The sequence below is a fragment of the Elizabethkingia occulta genome (assembly GCF_002023715.1).
In the GTDB taxonomy this organism is placed as follows: Bacteria; Bacteroidota; Bacteroidia; order Flavobacteriales; family Weeksellaceae; genus Elizabethkingia; species Elizabethkingia occulta.
The window spans coordinates 155,813-178,196 of record NZ_MAHX01000007.1 but is presented as its reverse complement, the minus strand read 5'-3'; the positions used below and the strand labels follow the sequence as shown (position 1 = coordinate 178,196).

Below are 22,384 nucleotides of genomic sequence, written 5' to 3'. Positions count from 1 at the left end.
TAACTATTTAAAAATAGTGATAAAGTCTAATGTAAAAAAAGCCCCGAAATTAATCGGGGCCAACACCAAATCACAAAATATTTTATATGAAAAAATACTTTACTTACTATAGACAAAAGCCTTGCCAAATAAAATATTTTATGATTTTTTTTAGACATATTAACAAAAATCATGTTTTTTTTTACCTTAAAAGCTTCTTATCAACAACAGATGCAAAAATGGCAGATTAATTTTCGGAAAATTCTACCGATCACTAAATCTGTGACAAATATGCTTTAATAAGGATTATTAAAATTGACAATCCTTACCTGATCTTCTGTAGCTGCCCATTCTTTTTTGAAAAAGTTTGTAAAAAGCTTATTCACCTCATCACTTCCAGCCAGTATTATTCTAAAATCCCTGCTTGTTCTTATAAAATCACTTCTGAAAAGATCCAGTACTCTTTCCGGACTATATGGATATACTATATGATAATTGAGCGGGTAACTCCCATCCACATCCGGAAAAAACTCGCCCGTATGTCTGCTGTAAATAAAACTATTGACCGTGCTGGAAAAAGGAAGATTCCTGTTAAACTGATAAAAAAAAGATTGTGCATCGGCATTGCCAATAAGGTAATAACATTCAGCATTCGATTCCTGTAACATCATTTCCTCAGGGTTCATCCATTTAATAATCTTCCCATTTTGCAGATCTCCCAACCAATTATACAGTTCTTTATCCGGACTGGGATGAATTGTAATATCTGCTATATTACGCATCGCATCATAACTCCACAGCATAAATCTTCTTAATACAGGAATGCCTTGATTATTATAACCAATCATTACAGGAATTACATATCCGGGATTCTTATCTATATCCAACTCCATTGGAAAAATTGTTCTTATTTTAAGGTGCCACGAGGTTGTGGTCATTTTTTTATGATATACAATTTCACCCCGGTTTATATTTCTTAATTCTGATTTCATTTTACATATTTTTAGAATTATATTTTGTTTTTACATCAATAAACCACAACAGAAAACAAAATGTTTCAACTCACTTTAGCTTAACAATCGTTACACAAAAAGGAAAAATAAGGACATACTATTTTCATTAAACTATAGAGGCTGTTGTGGTTATAAATAAATATGATGTATTTTTATTATGACATTAGTGAGCGTCTGCCGAAATTTCTGTCTTTTTCTTTTTAAAACCCTGCAGTAGCACAAACGGAATACAACACAACATCGCTATTCCCAGAAATTGGTAAGCATCTGTAAATCCCATAAGCATAGACTGTTTATTAATCGTTCCTTCCACCGCCCGCAATGCCATTTCTGAAGCATCGGAATGCGAGAAACCTTTCCCCATAAAGCCGGAAATATAATCCTGCATTCTTTCCCAGTAGGCAGAGCCATATTCATTTACGTTTTCCAGTAAATAATTCCTGTGTTTTCCTTTACCTATATGTATTGCTGTTGCAAGTCCTGCAATTCCAAAGGATCCACCTAACTGGCGCATCATATTGTAAAGCCCTGCCCCCTGTCCTATCTCGGGACCTTTCAAATCTTTAATAGCTAATGTAATAAGAGGCACAAAAAGTAGTCCTATACCTATTCCCCTGAAGTAAAGCGGAAAGTAGAAGTCTGTATTTCCGGAAGACAATGTTGCTTTACTCATAATCATCGGAAAAATAAAAAAGCATATAAATCCTGCAATTACAAAAAGTTGTGGAGGCACTCCTTTCTTCAACAGCTTACCTACTGTTGGCATTAAGGCTATAGTGAATATCTGTCCCGGCAGCAAAAGGAAGCCGGTCTGCTCTGCCGAGAATCCCAAAAGACTCTGACAAAACTGAGGAAAGACAAACACCGAGCCATATAATCCTATACCGAAGAGAAAAGAGGTAACCATACCTGCAGAAAAACTTCTGTACCGGAATAATTTCAGGTTTACAACCGGATGATCTGTTGTTGTTTCCCGCCAGATAAACAAGAGTATACCTATAACTGCGGTAACGGTAAGTACAATAATATACTTGGTTGCAAACCAGTCTTTCTCTTCACCTTTTTCCAAAACCGTCTGTAAACTTCCTACCGCAACAGTAAGGAGCAAAATTCCCCACCAGTCAACAGGTTTCCCTGTACTCTCCTTGGGTGTTGACCTCACATACTGATAGGTAAGAATTGCTGCCAGAATACCCAACGGCAGATTAATATAAAATACCCATGGCCACGATAAATGATCCGTAAGATAGCCACCCAATGCTGGTGCTACTGTAGGCCCTACTACTGCTCCGAAGCCAAATATTGCAGTAGCTGTTCCCCGTTCTTCCGGCGGCCAGGTTTCCAACAATATTGCTTGCGCATTGGATATTAATCCACCACCGGCAAGCCCTTGTAATATTCTGAATACAACCAGCTCTGTTAACGTATGCGAGTTACCACATAACATGGATGCTATTGTAAACAGAATAATAGAAAACAGGAAGTAATTCTTACGGCCAAATCGGCTTCCGAGCCATCCGGACATGGGGAGAATAATAACATTGGCTACCGCATACCCGGTAGAAACCCATGCTACATCTTCCAGTATAGCTCCCATATTCCCCTGAATATGAGGTATCGCAACATTTACAATAGTCGTATCCAAAAATTCGAGCATACAGGACAATACCATGGTAAAAGTTATAATCCATTTTCTAAATCCTTTTTCAGCCATTATTTCCGGATTATTTAGTTAATACACTTACCTCTACATTCATTCCCGGACGTATCTTCTTAAGGAGTTCAGCAGAAGCATTAATTTTGATTTTTACAGGAATACGCTGCACTACTTTTACAAAGTTTCCTGTAGCATTATCCGGCGGCAGCAATGACATTTTAGCCCCTGTTGTTCCGGCGTAGTTGTGCACTACTCCTTCTATAGGTTCGTCTGGATAGGCATCCACTACAATTTTGGCTTTTTGTCCTGCTCGTATATGTTGCATTTGGGTTTCTTTGAAATTAGCCGTTACATAAAGGTTATTTTCATCCACCACAGCAAAAAGTGTTTGCCCGGCCTGTAATAACTGCCCCATTTGTACACGACGTTTAGTCACAATTCCGGAAACCGGTGCTTTAATATCGGTATAGGACAAAAGTAACTTCGCATAATCCACATCTACCTGCTGTTGATTTGTTGCCGTATGCGTTACATTAAGCTCCGAACGTGTATTGCCTACTTGTGCTACGGCAGTTTTATATTGTTCCTCGGCAGACATATAAGCAGCTTTGGCAATATCACGTTCAGCTTTAGCTTTGTCAAAAGTCTGCTGCGAAACAGAACCACTTCTGATTAAGGCTGCATAACGATCGTAATCCTGATTCGCCTGCCATAATCTGGCTTTTGCTTCTTCTATCTGAGCTTTGTACCCTAGTGATGCTGCATGTGTAGCTGATACCTGAGTTTCTGAAACTCCAATTTTGGAACCTGCAGTCTTTTGTGCTGCCATTGCCTGTTCCAATTTAATACGATACTCCTGATCTTCCAATGTCACCAGAGTTTGCCCTTTGGTTACACGTTGGTTATCTTCAAAATTTATAGTATTGATATAGCCTCCTACACGCGATACTACAGTGCTAAGATCACCGTCTACCTGAGCATCATCAGTATCTTCATGGCTCTGGTAATAGGTATATTGTTTTACTCCGAAAATACTTCCGGCTATTATAACAACCAGCAGAATTGCCGGTACTGTATATTTTTTTTGTTTTGGCTGAGTTGTTTCCATATTCATAAGTCTTATTTTTCTTATCGTATTATTGATTAATTGTTGAAATTTTACCCGACACTTTTAATAAATTGTACCATGCAACAGAAGCATCCGCACGGGCAATTTCCAGATCGGTAAGTGCCTGATAAAGTTTGGCATCAGCATCTATACGGTCGGTGACTGTAGTGACATTATTTTTGTAACGGTCTTCCTGCATACGGTCATTCTCCGTTGCTTCATCTATAGATGAATGTAGCAATGCTACCTTATTCAGAGCACGCTGGTAGAGCTGATAAGCCTGATTAACTTCTGTACGGATTTTATCTGTCCAGATATTTTTTTCTATCGATGTTTGCTGCTGGCGGATTTTTATTTCGGAACGTTTGTTTTTATTCATCCATAGTGTAGAAAAATCCCATGATACTGTAGCACCTATAGAAATTGGCGCTATAAAATTTCCGTTGACAGGGATAAATGTAGATCCTGCATGAAGATATTTTAAACCGGCATTTACAGATAATTTTGGAAGCTCTTCTGCCTGTATTGTTTTAAAGGAAAATTCTTCCACTTTGTATTGCAAATCATTTTGTTTCAATTCTTTTCTTTCTGCAAAAGCAAAATCCACATACTGTCTTAGCGGAGCAGGAACATCTTCTTTCAGTAAAACCTGTCCTGATTTTAAATCTGTATCTTCCGGTAATCCTAGTAATACAGTCATATTATAACAGATAATTTTTCGGTTAGCTTCCAAATCAGATGCTGTAATTTCTATTGCTGATTTTTGCAGTCTGAAACGCAGCACATCATTCTTGGTAACAATACCATGGCGGTAAAACTGATCGGCCTGCTGGATAAGCTTTTCTATAGCCAGCATATTCTGTTGAACAATTTTCTGGCTCTGGGTAACTTTATACAAATCAAAATACATTTGTACCGCAGTGTAGATTACCTCATCTTCACTAAGAGCTACATTCGTTTTAGCCATTTCTGCTAATAACAATGTCGAAGCTCGCGCATATTTCAGCTTAAAACCATTAAATACTGTTTCACTAAGCGCAACATTAGCATTATATGAATCTGCTCTGTCCGGTAATATCCAATCCAGAGAACCTAGCCTGATATGATTTGCCGGAATTTCAGCATGAGAAAAACTACCGCTAACACTTCCTGTCGGCAATGATAAGTCCTTTGACAGATTGTATTTATTAACTGCAAGATCAATAGCAGAGCGTTTTAATTTTAACGCATTACTATTAGAGAGTGCCATCTCTATAGTCTGATTAAGTGTAAGGATATTCGACTGCGCCTTTACGCTTACCATCATCATGCTTCCGCCGGCATACATCAACAATGATGTTCTGATGGCTTTCAATGGAATTTTTAATGTTTTCATTTCTTCTATTTTTCGTTCGTAACAGAGCATAGCTCCGCCAGGCAGGCTTTTAGCCCGCTTATTTTTTTATTAATAAGCAATTATGTTATATATAGGATTTAGTGCGCCTGGTGATTATAAGGTATCACCAGAACAGGGATTGTAGCATGGCGGATTACATGTTCGGCAACACTTCCGGTAATCCAATGATCCAAACCGGTTCTTCCGTGGGTACCCACAATAAGTAAATCGGCTGTGCTGTCGGTAACGAAGCGGATAATCTCTTCCATTGGATCACCTTCCAACGTTGTCATATTATATTCTATAGTATCAAATACTTTAGCAAGTTCTTGAATTTCTATCATCAGATTTTCTTCGGAATTGTCATTCTCTTCTATAGAGATATTGGCTAGTGATGCATTTATTACCGCTTCGTTATTCCGAATCAGGAGGATTGTTACTGTACTTTTAAAAACAGTGGCTAATTCAAATCCTTGTCGGGCTATGACTTGAGAATAAGTACTCTCATCAAGCGCAATGATTATAGATTTCATCTTCATAGGTTTTGTTTAAAATCATGTTGCAAAATTCCGCTATCACAAGATTAAAAACTTTGACCTGTGTCAAAAAAGGAGATTTAGAGCCTGCTAAATTATCACACACTCCTAGGCTTATCCGGTATAAACAGAAACAGAAACAGAAACAGAAACAGAAACTAAAGCTAAAAGTAAACAGTCATAAAAATCCTTATAGCTTCGATTTTAGACGACTAAGGGTTTCCTGAGAAATATTGAGATAGGATGCAACCATTTTATTGGAAAGTCTCCGTACAATAACCGGATTTTCTGCCAGCAACTGACGGTATTTTTCCAATGCATCCTGTATAAGAAATGACATCAGCCGTCTGGTATTGGTTATGTAAGCTATTTCCAGATAGATTCTGTAAAACTTTTCCCACTGTGGGATAATCTCCAACAGATGATAAAAATCTTTATGACTGATGTAAAAAACTTCGGTAGGCTCTACTGCCTGTATAAACTCTTTAGATTTTTCGGCTGTAATAAAACTCACCAATGCACTTGCAAACTGATTTTCAAAGGCAAAATAGCGTGTCGCCTCCTGTCCCTCCTCGTTGATAAAGAAAATCCGTAAGCAGCCTTTGGTTACAAAGAAAGAACGTTGGCTGACCTGTCCTTCTGCGAGCAACAATTCATTTTTTTTAAGCTTTATGGTTTTAAAGTAAGAGAGAATTGTATTCAGTTCTTCCTCTGTTACCGATATCTTACTTTTGATATATGATACTAATAATTCGTTCATGTAATTATCCTAAATCGGGTCAGCACACAAATGTAATAAAATAAAAAAAACATTGTTGTACTATATAAATTCTATGTTTTCATAAATCTAAAAATCCCTGCCGGAATTATACATTCTGACAAGGACCAACTTTAATAGATTTCAAAAATTATATATACTTAGTTATCTGATGCATTTTTGAAAACAGATAAAATCTAATTTTCACTGGTGAATATCTACAGAACCTCTTATCCGGGTTCTGTAAATATCCTATTGTTAATTAGTTTCAGTTTTTCAGATCATCGGATGCTTCGTCTTCCGAAGCACCTGCTTTCCAGTAAGAGCAAGCATACATTTCACGAGGATTCCAGCCTTTATCTATCCGATAATAACTGCGTAAATCTTTTACTGTTGTATATTCGGCAGCGATATACACATACTTTTTCATGTCCTCCTCCGGAAATTCAAATGCTCTCACCTCTTCAGCAAGATTACTTCCCTGCTCGGGAGCAGAATTATGCAGCCATTCTGTTTCTACATAGGCTGCAGAGCACAGTATTAGCTCGTCTTCTTTTGTTGGTACTTCCAGAAAGACTTTTGCTGTTGCTTCTGCAGGAAGCTGTTCCAGAATAGCACTAATAACAGGCAAAGCTGTAGCATCGCCCGCCAACAGATAACTATCTGCTTCCGGAACCAATGGTCTCAAACTTTCTTTCATACCGATTCCCAGATGGTCACCAGCCTTAGTATTCAGTGCCCATGCAGATGCGGGGCCATTGTCACCATGCGCTACAAAGTCAATACTCAACTCTTTTTTATCCAGATCTATTTTGCGGTTGGTGTAGGTTCTCACCATACTCTCCTGCCTGCCGTCATTTACCGGAATAAATATCTTATTATTGGATCCCGATCTAACTCCTGACAGTAATTCTGTCTGTTCATCGTCCATATTAAATACTACACGAATAAGGTGAGGTGTAAGGTATTCTTTATGTTTCACTGTAAATACAGAACGTATTTTTTTAGTTATTTTCTGCTCCATTATTATAATAAACTTTTTATTTGCTAAAATCCTGTGTTAATTATTATCCATGCAAAGATCACAACATCAAAATTTAGAAACATTGACCTGAGTCAAAAAAACGAATAGGTATAAATATTTTCTTTTGCTTATAAGTAAAACTAATTACAAGTCATTTAATACTGCGGTCTCAGAGATTCCATTTCCTGATAAACGGTTGCTGTCCAGAAATCCAGTTCCTGTTCTTTTTTCCGAACCTCTTCTAGTGCATATTCTCCTTTGTGATAATATTTTATCAGTTCTTTACGCTGAAATTCGATAAGCTCCAATTCTATTTTAAAGTAGGTTTCCCGCCATTTTTTCTTTGCCATAATATCAGGAGATTCTGCATCGTCCTTGAATAGATCCGATTCTTCCTTTTTCAGCTTTTCAGTTATTCCGGCAATAATATCACGTGACATTTCATTCTCTCCCTGCATAGTCTGAAGACAGGATAGTGATTTTTCAATTAACAGAATATCCAGTTCTTTTTCATACTGCTTCTCTTCAGAAGCAGGCTTTATCAATTTAATCAATCTGGGCAGGGTAAGCCCCTGTATAAGCAATGTGAAAATGATAACAACAAATGATACAAATAATATGGTACTGCGTTGCTCAATCAGTTCTCCGCTATTGGTATATACAGGTAACGCAAGGGCTGCGGCTAAAGAGACTACTCCACGCATTCCGGACCAGGAAAGGATAATATATTCTTTCCGGAGTCGTGGCAGCAAAATATCTTTATATCCGGATTTTACTCCGGAAAATATGGGAAAAGTAAATGTTATCAGCAGCCTGATCAAAATTAAAATACCAAAAATAAACAGGCCATAAAGAATGAGAACAGGAAGCTCTGGATGTGGTATATCTGAAATAATCTGTGGTAGCTGCATCCCAAGGATAAGGAAAACCAATCCATTGAGAACAAAAATTATAACGTCCCAGAAGTGGCTCATCTGAATCCGGCTTACAGAACTAAATAAGGAAAATGAATTCCATGAAAGAAACATTCCTAAAGCAACTACAGCCAGAACTCCGGACAAGTCAAGATGTTCTGCCAGGCTGTAAGTAGCAAACGGCAATAATACAATAGCAAAGGTTTCAGTATTACTGTTTCCATTCAGAAAGCGATGCATCTTCAGGAAAATAAAACCAATTAAAAGCCCGATCACAATACCTCCAAGACTAATACTAATAAATTGTATGCCAGCATCCCAGAAGGAAAATATTCCACTCAATACAGCTGTAACAGCACATTTATAAGCGATAAGTGCTGAGGCATCATTTAGAAGGCTTTCTCCTTCCAATATGGTTATCAATTTTTTAGGGAGCGGTAAATCTCTCGTTATACTGGTCGCAGCGACAGCGTCGGGTGGCGATATAACTGCGCCTAGTATAAAAGCCAGCGGCCATGTAAATCCGGGGATAATACTATGAGCAACAACAGCTATAACTGTAGTGGTAATAAAAACCAATCCTACTGCCAGCAAGGATATTTTTGGCAGCTCTTTTTTGAAATCAGGAATAGAAGTATTCCATGCTGCATCGAATAAAATAGGCGGAAGCACAACATAAAAAATCATCTCAGGGCTCATATCTATAGATGGCACCAGCCGGGTAAGGCTTAGTAACAAACCTGCTACTACCAGTAAAATAGGTAATGCCAGTTTTAGTCTGTCTTTTACCGAAATAATAACAATAAGAATAATAGAAATCCAGATAATTTTTTCAAGTTCTGCCATACACAAATAATTATGCCGCGAAATTAGACAGTCCTAAAACCCAAAACTATGACCTAGATCAAAAAGCAAAAAAAGCCCGGTTTATCCTACAATTCTTTTCTGTAATAGGTAAGCCATTTATACAGGTTACCAAGGCTAAGCGTTTGCACAACCGGTGATCTTAGATTTCCACGCTCTCCAAATTCCCATCCGGAATGCTCAGTTCCATTAAATCCATAAGTCAGAATATTTCCCGGGCCAATATTAGAATGACAAACAATGGTCACTTTATTATTAATAATCCTCACGGATTCAATTGTATTTCCAGTAACATTAAATCCAAAATTGGTTACAGGTGAAACCAAAGTCTTATCAATTACAACCGGTTCGGAAAGTACAACATCAATTGTATTCTTTTTATAATTCACATTTTTTATATACAATGGCTTATAACTTTTTTTATGCAGTATATTGTGGATAACCAGACCATATTCAGCACCTAATCTTCTATAGGATTCTGCCGGCATATGAAAATAAACACCGTTTGAAGAACGAACATAGTTTTTATCATACTGAGGGTTTGAGCAGTAAAACCCTTTCTCTGCTAGTGACAGATCAAGATAAGCAGTAGTCATTGTAGATTCGGGTTCTCCGGACATCCATGATGAAGGCTGATACATTACAAATATTATGTCATTCTTTTGTTTTGTGATGGCTTTAATATCTCTGTTCAAATCAGATTTTAGTTGCTTTAATTTATTTTTATAAGCAATTGGTGAATCCTGATAATTACTTTCTCCCTGTGTCCAGGCTACAACCAGTACATTATAGTTTTCTTTTTTAGAGGATGCAATAGTTAGTGCTTTCTGTACTTCTTTTAACAAATTGGTGTATGGAACAGTATCTTTGCTTAGCTTTTCTATTGAAAAACCGCCAGCTCCATGAGATGACATTAGAATTTTATGGTATTTAGAATCACCAAGTTCCGAAAGTGCAATGCCTAAACCACCTAAAGGATTTTCTGTACTCTGATTATAATAGGGAACAAAAGTATTGGCCTGCATCATTAGTATGTTACGATCAAATGGCTTCGTTGTTAATACTTTACCGCTTTCCTCTCCTGTTGATAATGATTGTCCATATCCAAGAATATGATTAATACCATTGGCCAACTCAGGAACTGAATTACCTGTTATTTTTTTCTGCGCCTTTACCAATACGGCTGCTAAAAAAAGCAAGTATATCGTTTTTATACAGAATCGTAAATGATATTTTGTTTTAGTACTTTTCATTTTACACAAGTTAGAATTTAGCAGTAGTTTTTAGTCCCGTCCTGATAAATTTAAAAATAAAAAAACATGTAATCCTTTTGATTACATGTTTTTTTTTAGGTTCAGGAAGTTAGCATTATACCAACTGATATTTTTTATTTCCTGATCAATTCTACTCTTCTGTTTTGGGCTTTCCCCTCTTCTGTGTTATTATCTGCTATCGGACTTTGCTGGCCAAAACCTTTTGCCAATAAACGATCCTCAGTAATACCCGCTTTCACAATTTCACCTTTTACAGACTGGGCTCTTGCATCAGAAAGTTTTAGATTGTGTTCTGCATTACCAGAATTGTCGGTATAGCCGTTAATAGCAATTTTTAATGCCTTATCTGCATTCAAAACTTTTACAATTTCTTTTACAGCATCTGTACCATCGGGTTTCAGGCTCGCTTTATCTGTATCAAAATTGATATGAAGCACTGCTTTTCCTTTTTCATCAAGCTGCTTTTTAATCTCATCAGATTTTATCAAAGTAATGGTTTGTTTAAAACCTTCCTCCTGTAGTATATTGATTTTTCCGTACGCAGTATTACCTGTTAACTGAATATAGATATTCCCCTGATCTTTGCGTCTGATAACATACACTTTGATATTCTCTCCTGCATATCCAATTCCACCATCTTCCCCAAGGTTCATTGCCTGTTTATTATATTTTTCATATTCTTCATTGGTAATCTCGCCATCAAATATTTTTACACCGCCAACAGATGTAATAGCTTCATCAAAACTTTTTTCGAAAAATGGCAATGTCCATTGTTCATTGCTTCCTTCTTTAACAACAACATTGGCTTTCCATACTTTTCCTTCGAACGGAGTCATCACACCTCCGATTGGAAAAAATATTTTATCATATTTCTTTTCTATAGGTTTATTCTGTGAAACAAGTCCTTCGGGCATACTGAAAAAAGGAAAGTCGCCTATATTTTTATCCGAAACCGGAACGGCATCTATATTAAATGCTGAAGAAGCTGTTTGTGTGGAAACCTTTTCTTCTGTTTTTAGAGAATCCTGTTTCACGTTGTTATCCTCTCCTTTCTTCTTGCCACAAGAGAAAAGAAATAAAGAGATTGCCGCAATCGTAATTCTGGTTGTCATTTTTTTCATATCAATTAAATTTGTTTGAGTGTTATCTATATAGATTTTTTATTTTGTTTTCAAAGATCATAAATTTTTATTGAAGGCTTATATTCAAATGCTTTTTTACTTTTTTTCTGAATACGAAAAATTCTACGCCGGTGCATAGTAAATAAACTATTAAAAAAACTAATGGGCGTATTATAAAGCTGTAGTTGTACTGATATATCTCTATTAAAACATTAGTACCTAAATAAACAACACAGATTAACGGTATTCCTGAAAATGCTAAAAAAGACAAGAAAGAATTATTTCTGATTTTCTCTATTAGATTTAGAAAAAACGATAAAGAACCCAAAACCATTACAGCCAGATAGATCAACGAAAAACCTAAGTTTAGCAAAATATCAATTATGTACAGAATATTTCCCAGGAAAGTTGCATCTGTCTGTTTTGTTTCCATCATCACAATTTTGTAAAGGAAAAATAGCAGAATACTGATCAGAAGATTTACCAGCCAGAATTTAAATATAATTTTCTTCATTCACCGAAAATTTTTACAGTCTTTATATTTCAATGTTTTATGCAATTTTTATCTAGTTATTCTCTCAATATCTTCTCCATACTCTTTCCTTTCGCCAGTTCATCAATCAACTTATCCAGGTAACGAACTTTCTGTATAATCGGATCTTCTATTTCTTCTACCCTGTATCCACAGATAACTCCGGTAATCTTTGAAACATTCGGATTGATTTTTGGAGCCTGATTGAAGAAATCCCCGAAGTTTGTTTTTTGGTCTATGTGCTGTTGCAAGCTTTTTGCATTATAGCCTGTAAGCCAGAATATAACCTCATTTACTTCTTCCTTTGTCCGTCCTTTCTTTTCCGCTTTCTGAATATAGTGCGGATAAACTCCGGCAAAGGACATTTTGTATACTCTTTCATTATTACTATTCATTCCACTCTGTTTATCAGATTACTATTATAGCTACAAGCTTGTAAAAGAAACTAAAATACAAAACTTTTCAACTCCTAAACGGAAAAAATCAATAAATTAAAGCTCTGATTTTAAGTTTAATATTCTTATGCCGGATTCCGATATTCATTTTTTGTCAATCCCTGTAATATTTTATCTAGCCAGTATTTTTATTGCTTTTTTTTCTGCTTTTCTTATTCTGGGAAAAGCTAAAAAACAGACTGCTGATTATCTATTGGCTACATGGTTCTTTATTATAGGGATACATCTTATTTTTTTCGTGTTATTCTATTCCGGTCAATTTTCCAATTTTCCTTATTTACTCGGACTGGATATTCCTGTGCCACTCATCCACGGCCCTATGTTGTATTTGTACATTCTTTACCTTACAGGTCGACAACCTAACAGATATAATTGGCTATTACATTTTGCACCGGCTATTATAACCTATATCTACCTTATAAATTTTTTCATACTGACCCCTCAGGAGAAGGTCTATATATATGAATATGGTACTACTGCCTACAGAATCTTCCGAAAAATTATTAAGGTGGTTATTATTTCATCCGGTATTCTATACGTTATACTCAGCATTTTGGCAATTAGCCGGTATAAAAAGCAAATCTCTGATTTGTATTCCAATACCGAAAAAATTAATCTGAATTGGTCTTATTATCTCATCACAGGTATTGCACTGATTTGGATCGCTGTAATTTTAAAGAATGAAATCTTGATTTTCACACTGGTAAGCTTATTCATAATTGTTGCTGCTTATTTTGGAATCAGCCGTGTAGGTATCTTAGAATTTGCTTCCAAACAGTCGGATATCACTGAAGAAAAACAAGCCGAACAAAACGATGATATTGTTGCTGTGAAGTACCAAAAAACATTTGCGGGAGAAGATGCAATACAGGACATCTATAAAAAGCTAACCTACCAGATGGAACATGAAAAGCTGTACAAAGATCCGGAACTGAACCTGAATCATGTCGCAGCTTTATTAGGCATCCAACCCAATATACTCTCACAGACCATTAATTCGGTAGAGAATAAAAATTTCTATGATTATATAAACCGGCAACGTATTGAAGAATTTAAAAGAATAGTGGTGTTACCGGAAAACCAAAAATTCACAATTCTTTCTTTAGCTTTTGAAAGCGGTTTCAATTCCAAAACGTCTTTTAACCGAAATTTCAAAAAGTATATGGATAGCTCTCCCAGAGAATTTATAAAAAGTCAGAATTTGAACCTGCAGTAACCTAATATAGGCACGACAACACACAAATAACATAACAATATGATTATCAATAAAATAAAATTAGTACCACCTTTCATTATGGAACAGTTAAACCACTTTTGATCCGCATTTTTGTAAAAAAAATTAAACGATCTTTTATGAAGAATTTTCTATTTGTTATCCTCTGTATTTTTGCTCTCCTTATTGGGTTATATCCGTTTATGTATGCTCTTGTAGATCACAAACATACTTTTCTGGGATCTAAAACTCCGGAAGTTCTTCATAATATTATCTGGAAACTGGCATTCTATACTCACATTACGTTTGGTGGGATATCACTTTTTATCGGATGGCGTCAGTTTGGTAAAAAGTTCAGGAATAAACATATAAAACTGCACAGAAATATCGGAAAGCTTTATGTAGTCTCAGTTATTCTTAGTTCAGTTGCCGGAATCTATATGGGATTTTATGCTAATGGTGGTATTATATCTGCAACCGGATTTATCTTACTGGGACTGATCTGGTTTGGAACAACAGCTATGGCTTTATCACAGATAAGAAAAGGAAATATTAAACAACATCAGCAACTGATGATCTATAGCTATGCCTGTACTTTTGCTGCCGTTACACTCAGGTTATGGTTTCCTCTGCTAACAGTTTTAACAAAGGATTCTGCCAATTCTTATATTGTAGTAGCATGGTTATGCTGGGTTCCAAATCTTATAGTGGCTTATTTTATAAACAGGAAAGCAAAAGGACCTGCTGATTATGAGTCAGCTACTCTTTAAAAAAAGTATTGGCCTATTTATTTGCTTGTTGATGAATATATCTATAATTTGAAAGCTGAATCAAAAAAAATTTTATTATGAAAAAATTACGACAACTTTCAAGAAATGATCTTAAAAATGTAAAAGGTAGTGCAGCATGCAGTATGTGGTATAATCACACAGCTTCTTGTGGTGTAAGCTATGGTTTGTGCTTTGATAACTATACAAGTATCGACGATATGCAAAAGGCTGTGGATGATCTGGATAAAATTAAATGCTAAGGTCTTTTACTTTTTTAAATTATTCCATTATATTAAATCACTATATATAGAATTGTTTTTATATTTACAGACCAACCAAATAAATATTAATCTTATGAAAAATTTAAAGAAAATTTCCAGAGAGGAATTAAGGTCTGTACAAGGTGGAACTGGCGGTTATAAGCCGCCCTATTGTAAACCTGGCTATCTTATGATTTGTGAATCTATAGGAGTCTGTGCTGAAGAATATGAGCAATACGACTGCATTTGTCAGTGTATTCCTGTAACAAGACCATAACATTGGCCCTCATTATTGAGGGCTTTTATTTAGGCTATAAACACAAATTTTTTATAAAACTATAGCATTAAAATCTATTCTCTTTACAATTACAGATCCGAAGATTAATATACATTCAATATAAATCACTTAAAAGTGAATAAAATACACTATATTTATCTCCACCAAATAAATATTAGTATTATGAAAAATTTAAAGAAGATTTCCAGAAACGAACTTAAATCTGTTGTAGGTGGTATCGGAACAAATGATGGACTTCCATTTTGTACAAAACCAAGGCAAATAGAGTTTTGGGAAATGCAGTGCAGCCCACTAGATACCGAACCATGCTATGCAGCAGGTTGCAGAATGAAGTAATTAACAAAGAGCAGCTGATATTTTATCAGCTGTTTTTTCATTTGTCCTTTCTACAGTACATTCCATTTTTCATTCTATTACAAAATATTTCAAATATTTAAATCACTTCTAAGTGAATAAACACTATATTTACATCTCAACCAAATAAATAATTTATTATGAAAAAGTTATCGAAAAAAGATTTAAAAGTTATCAAGGGAAGTGGTGAAGGAGAAACTTGCCATAGCCGAGGAGACTGTCGTACCGGAAATTATATATGTTGCTTTGGCACCTGTCAAAAAACAACGGAAATGGAATACTTACCTCAATGTCCGGAAGACAATTAAAAAAGGATGCTAAAGCATCCTTTTTTAATTTAAGTTACCACATCTCTCCTCCTTCTACTATTATAAATTACGTATTCACACAAATTAATTTCCACAATGTTCAGATCTGGATTGAAAAAATTTTTTAGTCTAAATTATTTTTATTTAATCTAATTAGTGTTAAAATTTATTAATACAGAAAATTAAACAAACATTATAACACACTGTAATACAGTATTGAATATTAAAACACTTGTTCATAATTTTTTGTTAACATGAAAAAAGTCATTCTGAAACTGTATATAATTTTTATAGATTTGCCCCGATTCTCACGGGATTCTGGTAAAAAACACAACCAAAACTCATTCTGTTATCGCCCTAAAACGATCCGTTAATGTCTTTGACATCAGGAAATCGATTTTATTTTTTTGAGATATAATATTAATACTAAATATAATTTATGACGAAGAAAGTACTTATTTTACCTATGTTGTTGATCAGTATAGTAGGCTTTTCACAGTATTCTATTTCGGAAATAAGCAAAGACGCTTATCTCAAAGATTTTGACATCGCTGTAGATATTATTAAACAGCAACACCCTAATCCTTATCGCTTTCACAGTAAAGAGATATTGGGTAAAAAGCTGGATTCTCTACGCAAAGAAATAGAGAAAAATCCTACCTATATTGGCTTTTATATGAATACCCCGACTAAAGTACTGGGTGACGGACACAGCTCAATGGGCATGGAATCTAATTATATGGAAGATTATGTAAGCAAAACTTCCTTTTTTCCTTTGGCAACCTATGTTCAAAACGGCAATACGTATATCAACAGCAATAACAAATACGGTGTAGAAGCCGGAAGCCGCATACTGGAAGTAAATAATAAGAAAATCGGTGACCTCTTTAGCAAAGCTTCAAGACAGGCAGATGGCAGCATAAAAGTTGAAGATCTGGACATGTCATCCGTTATTTCTTATACTAATGCAAAAGCTTATAAGATAAAATATGAAATACCTTCCGGTGAACAAAAGACCATCGAGCTAAAAGGAATTAACTATCCTGAATTCAACTATGAATCCAGACATGCGATACTGCCTATAGATGTAACTTCCGGAAGTGGCGTCTATGGTTATCAACTAAATCCGGATACTTATTATCTGGCTGTAAAGTCGTTTTCGTTCAACGAAAGCTACTTCTACGAAAGGCTGAAGAAGTATTTTCAGGATATGAAAAACCTGAAGTCTAAAAATCTGATACTTGACATTCGTGATAATTCGGGTGGTTCTATCAGCAATGTTCCGTTACTATATTCTTTCCTTTCTAAAGAGAAGCTGTTCAACAATTCCTATAAATACGGGACAAAAGTAGTGGATATCAATTACAAGGATTATCTGGTAGATCCTCAGACGGATCGATATTTCTCTGATAGTGATATACGCAACGAAAACAACTTTATGCACCAAAGATTCGACAAGTCCGATAAAGGCGATTATTATTTCGGAAATACGAGATTAGACGATACTTATATTAAAAGTTATCCCCGTGATGGTTTATTCTTCGATGGAAAAGTAATTTTGATGATTAATAACCGTACTTTTTCGGCTGCAACTTATTTCGCATCTCTTTTTAAAAGTGAAAAAAGAGGAAATGTAGTAGGAAAAGAAACGGGATCTTGCAGCAACTTTACAACTGCAGCATGGTTTCTTACTTACAAACTACCTAATACAAAAAGTACACTTTCAATTCCGAGAACTGAGATTTTCTTTAACAGCAGCGAGGGAGATAATATTACCAAATGTACGGGTGTAATTCCTGATCACACATTGAAAACAGATTATTTCTTGAGTTCGATGAAAGAACAAAAAGATCCGGAACTGGAGTACTCTAAAACACTATTATCAAAATAAACGCTTAAAAATACATTATATGAACACAGCTTTTCTAAATATAAACACAAAATTCACAAAACTATTCCTACTACTAGCTTTAATTATACTTTCACTTAGCAGCTGCGAAAACAGAGATACACCGGCTTCATTCAATCCGCCTGAGTGGATAAAAGGAGAATGGAGTGGTAATAATGGTATTAAATATCAGTTTTTCGAACATGATTTTATACTTACGACGGGAGGTTCACGATTCAGCTATGGCTTTATAAACGGAAATAAATCTATGATTAATGTGATTAAAAGCACTTCTTCGGAATATATTTTTGAGATTGTAAATTATGATATAACAAATACTTTTAGTCGTCCTGGCAGTCTGAATAACACCAATAATTTATGGCAAAGAACATCATCCAGAAAGCTATATTTTAAGTTTAAAAGAAATTCCAATAATTCGATAATCGAAAATAATAATACGTTTTTCAGAACCAGTTTATAACATGAGTTTCGTTAAACATATTACAAAGCTGCCTTTTCAGGCAGCTTTTTCAATTTCTTAAACTTTAAATAACAAACCTAAAGCTATAAAAATGTTTCACTCACCAGCTCCATATTTACCATAGCTCCGGACAAATTACCTGAACTTACTGCAAGGGCTACAGAACGCATCATAGAAGTACTATCACCACAAGCAAATACGCCCGGAACATTTGTTTTTTGCATATTGTCGACATGTATATAGCCATGCTCAGTTAGCATACATCCCAGTTGTTCTGCAATATCACAATTCTGTATAAACGGAATGGCAGCATATACAGCTTTGAAGTCCATACGCGTTCCATCTTCAAAAATAATATGACTAATCTGTCCGTTTTGATGCTCTACCTCAGCAATCTTTTTTTCTATAACAGGAATATTATGTTTTTCCAGTTTTGCTTTTTGCTCTGTATCAAACTCTGCAGAACCAGATGTTAAGATTGTAAGATCCTTAGTGAGATTATTTATCAAAGAAGCCATATGAACAGCCCTGTCTCCATTGGCTATAATTCCTGTTTTTTTATTACGATATTCGTACCCATGGCAATAAGGGCAATGGATTACAGAAATCCCCCATGATTCGGAAAAGCCTTTTATATCAGGCATTATATCTTTGATTCCGGCCGCCAAAATAAGTTTTCGACTATGGAATTTCTCTCCTGTATTTGTTGTTATTGTATATCCGGTATCTGTTTTCTCTCCTTTTACAGCTTCTCCTTCATAAAAATCTACAGTAGGATATTGCTCTACATCCTCTCTGGCAATCCGGGATATCTCCTGAGGTGTTTTACCATCATGAGTCAGAAAGTTATGCGAATGTGGCGTCTGGCGGTTGCAAGGCTTCCCGCTATCTATTATTAAAACATTTCGCAAGGATCGTCCCAGGCTCATCGCAGATGATAATCCGGCATAACTTCCACCAATGATAATAACATCAAATAATTTATCTGTTTTCATTTTCTCTGATTTTGTGCATCAAACATTTTTGTCTCTGCAAAAGTAATTAATGTTTTAATTAATGCAACTAAGTATCATTAAAGAAATATTAATCTTAATTATCGATAAAACATATTTTGATTATAGCAGTAATATGTGTTCTCAAAAAAACAGCCAACAAACTCTCAAGATTGTTGGCTAAATTATTATTCTTTACCCTGTTTCGAATATCTACCAGTTAACGGAAGTGTTATTAAACTTAACTTCGAATTGTTCTGAGCTCCCGGCAGAAGTACCATTCAAATAAAGCCAGTCTGTTCCACTTTTACTATATACCTGAAGATAATAAACATTTCCGGCTGATGTATAATCCCTGAAAGCTACAATATCTCCATCTTCAATACTAGCTGAAGTATTTCCGTTTTTCTTTTTAATCAGTACCAGTTCTAGGTTTTTGAGTGATTTTCCAAACTTTGGAAAGTAGTAATAGGCACCACCATTTAGCAATTCCCAGTACCAGAAATTATTAATACGCTCACTGGTTTCTACACGTACTTTTCCCGCCTTCAGATCAAAATAATTACCACCATCAGTATTCACCAGATTAAACCAGGTGTTCTCATCCGGTACATTTCCTGAAACCTTTAACCAATCATCTGTTTTCGACAGGTTTGCTGATATATATTTACCGGTTTTCACAGATTTTAGCGATACTTTATCATACTTCCTGAACTTCATACTACTTTTAGGAGTTGTCTCATCCGAATAAATATTCCCTTCTACAGGATAATGATCGGAATAATCTGTCCAGTAATATTTGTCCTGTGTAAGATTGGTATAGGTCATCAGATTCGGACTTACAGGATCGAAAACGACATTCTGCCATACAGGAGGGACTAAATGCTCACTGGATACAAAAATATAATCGAGATATTCCTGCTTATTCGCCGGATATGGATAATGATAAGCAGCCATAGTATTTGTCTTTGTATCCCAAGTAGAAGGAAGTCCTTTATAGTTAGGTGCAGAGACATTCAACAAACTCAACATTTTAGGATATTCAGGTGTATCTTTAATAATATTGAAATCTCCACCATAGATTAACATTTCATCCTTTGGAATTTTCAGATTGTCTACATAAGTTTTTATGGTCTTTAGCTGATTTTCCCGGATTTGCACTTCATTTCCTTTACATCCCGGTTGTGTAGACTGCAAATGGGTAGCTATAAAATGTACAGGTTTGTTATCTTTCAGTATGCGGACATATACAAAACCTTTCAGCGCCAGACCATCGGCATCACATCCTTTAGAAAAGATATACTGATCCATATATTCGATAGGATGCTTGCTGGCAATCATTACACCCCCGTTTTCAAATCCACCGGATATAATCTCTCGCCAGTCACCAAGTGTATTGTTCCATCCTTGTTTAGTCTGTCCTAAAACCGGTGTCAGATAAGGGTAGCTAACGGATAGTTTTTTACGCAGACTTGTAGAGGCTGTATTGTCAAAACACTCTTGTAATAAAAGAACATCATAGTTTTTGATAAAGTCTGCATCACCCAATTTTTCGGCTCTTGCATTTTGTGACCATTGAGTTGTAGAGGCAACAGCAATATCTCTCAGCAGAAAGGTATTATAAGTGAGTACTTTGATTGGGGTTCCTCCAAGTCGGGCAAATTCATTGAATTTCTGAGTGTTTTTGGCTTCTGCATCATGATCCCTGAGCAAAGTTTGCTCTTGCCGGCAGGAAACAAAAAGTATAAGAGTTAGTAATGACAAAAACCAATAAGGTTTGCAATTGAGATAGTTCATATTATAATATTAATTGTGATTGGTATATAAGTTTCTTTGAAAAACTTTCCCGCAAAAATAATTAGAATACTGATCTGCGGTCATTTACCAACACATATTTAATTATTTCTTCATACTGTCTTAACATTGGTATAGTATCACCAAAAATGATATACACCCATATTATAAAACCAGCAGCTCTATGGAACTGCTGGTTCGGTATATCAGAATCAAAAATCTATCTGCATGAAGAATTGATCGGATTGTTAATATACCCCGCTCCTTTTGGCGGTTGTACAAAATAGGAAGTTCCGTATGTATTTCTGGGGCGGAAAAAATCTGTAGAGATAACCTGCGCACCACTACTAAAAGCAGCTTTGGAACGTGTAAAATCATTCATTTTGGCTTCATAAGTTTCTATATCCGATCTCGTCCTTACTATAAAACCTTTTTTAACCATTTCCTGTATTTCTTTTTGTCTTACAATAGCATTGTCTAATAGTATGAAAGCTGCAAAATCATCATCCGGTTCACTATTCAGGAACATAACACGATTCTGAAGAGTTCCGTTTATCAGGTATGGATTATTCTTAGACGAAAGTGTCCCTGCGCTTCCGGGTAGCAACATAAAGATAAACTTACCTTTGCTGTCGCTTAGTTTTGGCCAGTTATTGTGAGTTACAGCTTCTTTCAGACTTGTATATTTACCCTGAACGCTTGCAGGAGTGATAATCTTATCTTTCCCCAAATACTGCAAGATTTCTTTATCCAGATCGTCATAGGCTTTCTTATCGAAAGGTAAAACCTTGGTACTGTTAGGAAAAATTGGAAATCCTGAATCCTTGGCTTCTACCATAATAAAAACAGGGGTATGCCCGGAATGAGCATCGGACCAACTGCGCAACGCTACAAGCGCATCTTTGAAGGTCGGATAATGTGATCTGAAATCAATATCGGCCATATGCAAAACCTTGAATCCTGGCTGATCCAATCCTTTTGTATTGTGAGGTGCCAAATTAGTAATACCTTTTTCTTTTAGTATCTGATAAGTAGCCGGAGTACTGAATCTGCCACCATCCGGGTCATAGTATACATCAAGCTCCAGACCACGCAGATTAGCATTCAGCTGCTCTGTAAAATCCGGATGATTATAGTTAAGTCCCTCTTTTATATCGAAATCATACGGGTGGTATTCTTTGAACTTAGCTTTTTGTTCTTCAGACATCGTACTGCCAAATTTCTGCATCAGCCCGCTAATAATTGGTGATGCCATGTCCAGTACTTTTGGATCTACAGGCTGTGCATACGAATTATGCGTTCCGACAATCTGTATCTGGTTAATTTTCAGGTTTTGGCATTTGTCCTGTGCCTGCATTAGCACTGCCATACAAAATGCAGCGGTGTATACATACTTTTTCATATAAATAAAATTGTT

The 22,384-nt window shown here is 35.7% G+C and carries 23 protein-coding genes; 8 read left to right on the top strand and 15 right to left on the bottom strand.

The genetic code is table 11. From position 1 onward, the window contains the following. Positions 1–275: 275 nt before the first annotated feature. From BAZ10_RS05560 to BAZ10_RS05505, 12 genes are all read right to left on the bottom strand, one after another. Positions 276–971, bottom strand: coding sequence for a siderophore-interacting protein (locus BAZ10_RS05560; protein ID WP_245803765.1), 696 nt, complete (start codon positions 969–971; stop codon positions 276–278). Between the two features lie 184 nt (positions 972–1,155). After that, complete coding sequence (locus BAZ10_RS05555; protein WP_078771219.1) at positions 1,156–2,706, bottom strand: DHA2 family efflux MFS transporter permease subunit; 1,551 nt, start codon at positions 2,704–2,706, stop codon at positions 1,156–1,158. Positions 2,707–2,716: 10 nt separating this feature from the next. After that, positions 2,717–3,757 (bottom strand): HlyD family secretion protein, encoded by a 1,041-nt coding sequence (locus BAZ10_RS05550; protein ID WP_078771294.1) that lies wholly within the window; start codon positions 3,755–3,757, stop codon positions 2,717–2,719. A 28-nt stretch (positions 3,758–3,785) separates the two neighbouring features. After that, positions 3,786–5,132 (bottom strand): TolC family protein, encoded by a 1,347-nt coding sequence (locus BAZ10_RS05545; RefSeq protein ID WP_078771218.1) that lies wholly within the window; start codon positions 5,130–5,132, stop codon positions 3,786–3,788. A gap of 98 nt (positions 5,133–5,230) precedes the next feature. Beyond that, positions 5,231–5,665: a universal stress protein gene (locus BAZ10_RS05540; RefSeq protein ID WP_245803764.1), complete on the bottom strand. Its 435-nt coding sequence runs from the start codon at positions 5,663–5,665 to the stop codon at positions 5,231–5,233. A 193-nt stretch (positions 5,666–5,858) separates the two neighbouring features. After that, complete coding sequence (locus BAZ10_RS05535) at positions 5,859–6,428, bottom strand: Crp/Fnr family transcriptional regulator (RefSeq protein WP_078402542.1); 570 nt, start codon at positions 6,426–6,428, stop codon at positions 5,859–5,861. Positions 6,429–6,693: 265 nt separating this feature from the next. Beyond that, complete coding sequence (locus BAZ10_RS05530) at positions 6,694–7,449, bottom strand: siderophore-interacting protein (RefSeq protein WP_078771216.1); 756 nt, start codon at positions 7,447–7,449, stop codon at positions 6,694–6,696. Positions 7,450–7,604: 155 nt separating this feature from the next. Further along, on the bottom strand, positions 7,605–9,209 hold the full coding sequence (locus BAZ10_RS05525; RefSeq protein ID WP_078771215.1) for a Na+/H+ antiporter: 1,605 nt from the start codon (positions 9,207–9,209) through the stop codon (positions 7,605–7,607). 86 nt (positions 9,210–9,295) lie between these two features. Further along, complete coding sequence (locus BAZ10_RS05520; RefSeq protein ID WP_108721272.1) at positions 9,296–10,480, bottom strand: sialate O-acetylesterase; 1,185 nt, start codon at positions 10,478–10,480, stop codon at positions 9,296–9,298. A gap of 134 nt (positions 10,481–10,614) precedes the next feature. Next, positions 10,615–11,622, bottom strand: coding sequence for an OmpA family protein (locus BAZ10_RS05515; protein ID WP_078771213.1), 1,008 nt, complete (start codon positions 11,620–11,622; stop codon positions 10,615–10,617). A gap of 67 nt (positions 11,623–11,689) precedes the next feature. Then, positions 11,690–12,136 carry a hypothetical protein gene (locus tag BAZ10_RS05510; RefSeq protein ID WP_078771212.1) on the bottom strand — a complete coding sequence of 149 codons (447 nt, stop codon included), beginning with the start codon at positions 12,134–12,136 and terminating at the stop codon, positions 11,690–11,692. Between the two features lie 56 nt (positions 12,137–12,192). Continuing rightward, the gene (locus BAZ10_RS05505; protein WP_078771211.1) at positions 12,193–12,549 is read right to left on the bottom strand and encodes a DUF2200 domain-containing protein; all 357 of its coding nucleotides are present in this window, start codon (positions 12,547–12,549) and stop codon (positions 12,193–12,195) included. Positions 12,550–12,676: 127 nt separating this feature from the next. Between BAZ10_RS05505 and BAZ10_RS05500 the strand changes: the two genes are divergently transcribed. The 8 genes from BAZ10_RS05500 to BAZ10_RS05475 all read left to right on the top strand — a co-directional run bounded on the left by BAZ10_RS05500 (position 12,677) and on the right by BAZ10_RS05475 (position 18,181). Further along, the gene (locus BAZ10_RS05500) at positions 12,677–13,825 is read left to right on the top strand and encodes a helix-turn-helix domain-containing protein (RefSeq protein ID WP_078771210.1); all 1,149 of its coding nucleotides are present in this window, start codon (positions 12,677–12,679) and stop codon (positions 13,823–13,825) included. Positions 13,826–13,962: 137 nt separating this feature from the next. Then, complete coding sequence (locus tag BAZ10_RS05495) at positions 13,963–14,592, top strand: DUF2306 domain-containing protein (RefSeq protein ID WP_078771209.1); 630 nt, start codon at positions 13,963–13,965, stop codon at positions 14,590–14,592. A gap of 77 nt (positions 14,593–14,669) precedes the next feature. Further along, positions 14,670–14,852: a bacteriocin-like protein gene (locus BAZ10_RS05490; RefSeq protein ID WP_059323856.1), complete on the top strand. Its 183-nt coding sequence runs from the start codon at positions 14,670–14,672 to the stop codon at positions 14,850–14,852. Next, entirely contained in the window at positions 14,773–15,129 is a 357-nt protein-coding gene (locus BAZ10_RS19490; RefSeq protein ID WP_415778537.1) for a bacteriocin-like protein, read from the top strand. The genes BAZ10_RS05490 and BAZ10_RS19490 overlap by 80 nt, the downstream gene beginning before the upstream one ends. Before the next feature lie 183 nt (positions 15,130–15,312). Continuing rightward, positions 15,313–15,486, top strand: coding sequence for a bacteriocin-like protein (locus BAZ10_RS19030; RefSeq protein ID WP_165690092.1), 174 nt, complete (start codon positions 15,313–15,315; stop codon positions 15,484–15,486). A gap of 158 nt (positions 15,487–15,644) precedes the next feature. Continuing rightward, entirely contained in the window at positions 15,645–15,812 is a 168-nt protein-coding gene (locus BAZ10_RS19025; protein WP_165690091.1) for a hypothetical protein, read from the top strand. Positions 15,813–16,251: 439 nt separating this feature from the next. Next, on the top strand, positions 16,252–17,703 hold the full coding sequence (locus BAZ10_RS05480; RefSeq protein ID WP_078771207.1) for a S41 family peptidase: 1,452 nt from the start codon (positions 16,252–16,254) through the stop codon (positions 17,701–17,703). A gap of 19 nt (positions 17,704–17,722) precedes the next feature. Then, the gene (locus BAZ10_RS05475; RefSeq protein WP_078771206.1) at positions 17,723–18,181 is read left to right on the top strand and encodes a hypothetical protein; all 459 of its coding nucleotides are present in this window, start codon (positions 17,723–17,725) and stop codon (positions 18,179–18,181) included. Positions 18,182–18,264: 83 nt separating this feature from the next. On the opposite strand, the gene BAZ10_RS05470 is transcribed toward BAZ10_RS05475, so the two are convergent. From BAZ10_RS05470 to BAZ10_RS05460, 3 genes are all read right to left on the bottom strand, one after another. Next, the gene (locus tag BAZ10_RS05470) at positions 18,265–19,176 is read right to left on the bottom strand and encodes an NAD(P)/FAD-dependent oxidoreductase (RefSeq protein ID WP_078771205.1); all 912 of its coding nucleotides are present in this window, start codon (positions 19,174–19,176) and stop codon (positions 18,265–18,267) included. A gap of 210 nt (positions 19,177–19,386) precedes the next feature. Continuing rightward, a complete protein-coding gene (gene sph, locus BAZ10_RS05465) occupies positions 19,387–20,970 on the bottom strand; it encodes a sphingomyelin phosphodiesterase (protein WP_078771204.1) in 1,584 nt (527 codons plus the stop codon). A gap of 217 nt (positions 20,971–21,187) precedes the next feature. Then, complete coding sequence (locus BAZ10_RS05460) at positions 21,188–22,369, bottom strand: phosphatidylinositol-specific phospholipase C domain-containing protein (protein ID WP_078771203.1); 1,182 nt, start codon at positions 22,367–22,369, stop codon at positions 21,188–21,190. Positions 22,370–22,384: the final 15 nt, after the last annotated feature.

Coding starts and splice junctions, on each gene's coding strand:
- BAZ10_RS05560 (WP_245803765.1), bottom strand. CDS start 971: ATGAAATCAGAATTAAGAAATATAAACCGGGGTGAAATTGTATATCAT.
- BAZ10_RS05555 (WP_078771219.1), bottom strand. CDS start 2,706: ATGGCTGAAAAAGGATTTAGAAAATGGATTATAACTTTTACCATGGTA.
- BAZ10_RS05550 (WP_078771294.1), bottom strand. CDS start 3,757: ATGGAAACAACTCAGCCAAAACAAAAAAAATATACAGTACCGGCAATT.
- BAZ10_RS05545 (WP_078771218.1), bottom strand. CDS start 5,132: ATGAAAACATTAAAAATTCCATTGAAAGCCATCAGAACATCATTGTTG.
- BAZ10_RS05540 (WP_245803764.1), bottom strand. CDS start 5,665: ATGAAATCTATAATCATTGCGCTTGATGAGAGTACTTATTCTCAAGTC.
- BAZ10_RS05535 (WP_078402542.1), bottom strand. CDS start 6,428: ATGAACGAATTATTAGTATCATATATCAAAAGTAAGATATCGGTAACA.
- BAZ10_RS05530 (WP_078771216.1), bottom strand. CDS start 7,449: ATGGAGCAGAAAATAACTAAAAAAATACGTTCTGTATTTACAGTGAAA.
- BAZ10_RS05525 (WP_078771215.1), bottom strand. CDS start 9,209: ATGGCAGAACTTGAAAAAATTATCTGGATTTCTATTATTCTTATTGTT.
- BAZ10_RS05520 (WP_108721272.1), bottom strand. CDS start 10,480: ATGAAAAGTACTAAAACAAAATATCATTTACGATTCTGTATAAAAACG.
- BAZ10_RS05515 (WP_078771213.1), bottom strand. CDS start 11,622: ATGAAAAAAATGACAACCAGAATTACGATTGCGGCAATCTCTTTATTT.
- BAZ10_RS05510 (WP_078771212.1), bottom strand. CDS start 12,136: ATGAAGAAAATTATATTTAAATTCTGGCTGGTAAATCTTCTGATCAGT.
- BAZ10_RS05505 (WP_078771211.1), bottom strand. CDS start 12,549: ATGAATAGTAATAATGAAAGAGTATACAAAATGTCCTTTGCCGGAGTT.
- BAZ10_RS05500 (WP_078771210.1), top strand. CDS start 12,677: ATGCCGGATTCCGATATTCATTTTTTGTCAATCCCTGTAATATTTTAT.
- BAZ10_RS05495 (WP_078771209.1), top strand. CDS start 13,963: ATGAAGAATTTTCTATTTGTTATCCTCTGTATTTTTGCTCTCCTTATT.
- BAZ10_RS05490 (WP_059323856.1), top strand. CDS start 14,670: ATGAAAAAATTACGACAACTTTCAAGAAATGATCTTAAAAATGTAAAA.
- BAZ10_RS19490 (WP_415778537.1), top strand. CDS start 14,773: ATGGTTTGTGCTTTGATAACTATACAAGTATCGACGATATGCAAAAGG.
- BAZ10_RS19030 (WP_165690092.1), top strand. CDS start 15,313: ATGAAAAATTTAAAGAAGATTTCCAGAAACGAACTTAAATCTGTTGTA.
- BAZ10_RS19025 (WP_165690091.1), top strand. CDS start 15,645: ATGAAAAAGTTATCGAAAAAAGATTTAAAAGTTATCAAGGGAAGTGGT.
- BAZ10_RS05480 (WP_078771207.1), top strand. CDS start 16,252: ATGACGAAGAAAGTACTTATTTTACCTATGTTGTTGATCAGTATAGTA.
- BAZ10_RS05475 (WP_078771206.1), top strand. CDS start 17,723: ATGAACACAGCTTTTCTAAATATAAACACAAAATTCACAAAACTATTC.
- BAZ10_RS05470 (WP_078771205.1), bottom strand. CDS start 19,176: ATGAAAACAGATAAATTATTTGATGTTATTATCATTGGTGGAAGTTAT.
- sph (WP_078771204.1), bottom strand. CDS start 20,970: ATGAACTATCTCAATTGCAAACCTTATTGGTTTTTGTCATTACTAACT.
- BAZ10_RS05460 (WP_078771203.1), bottom strand. CDS start 22,369: ATGAAAAAGTATGTATACACCGCTGCATTTTGTATGGCAGTGCTAATG.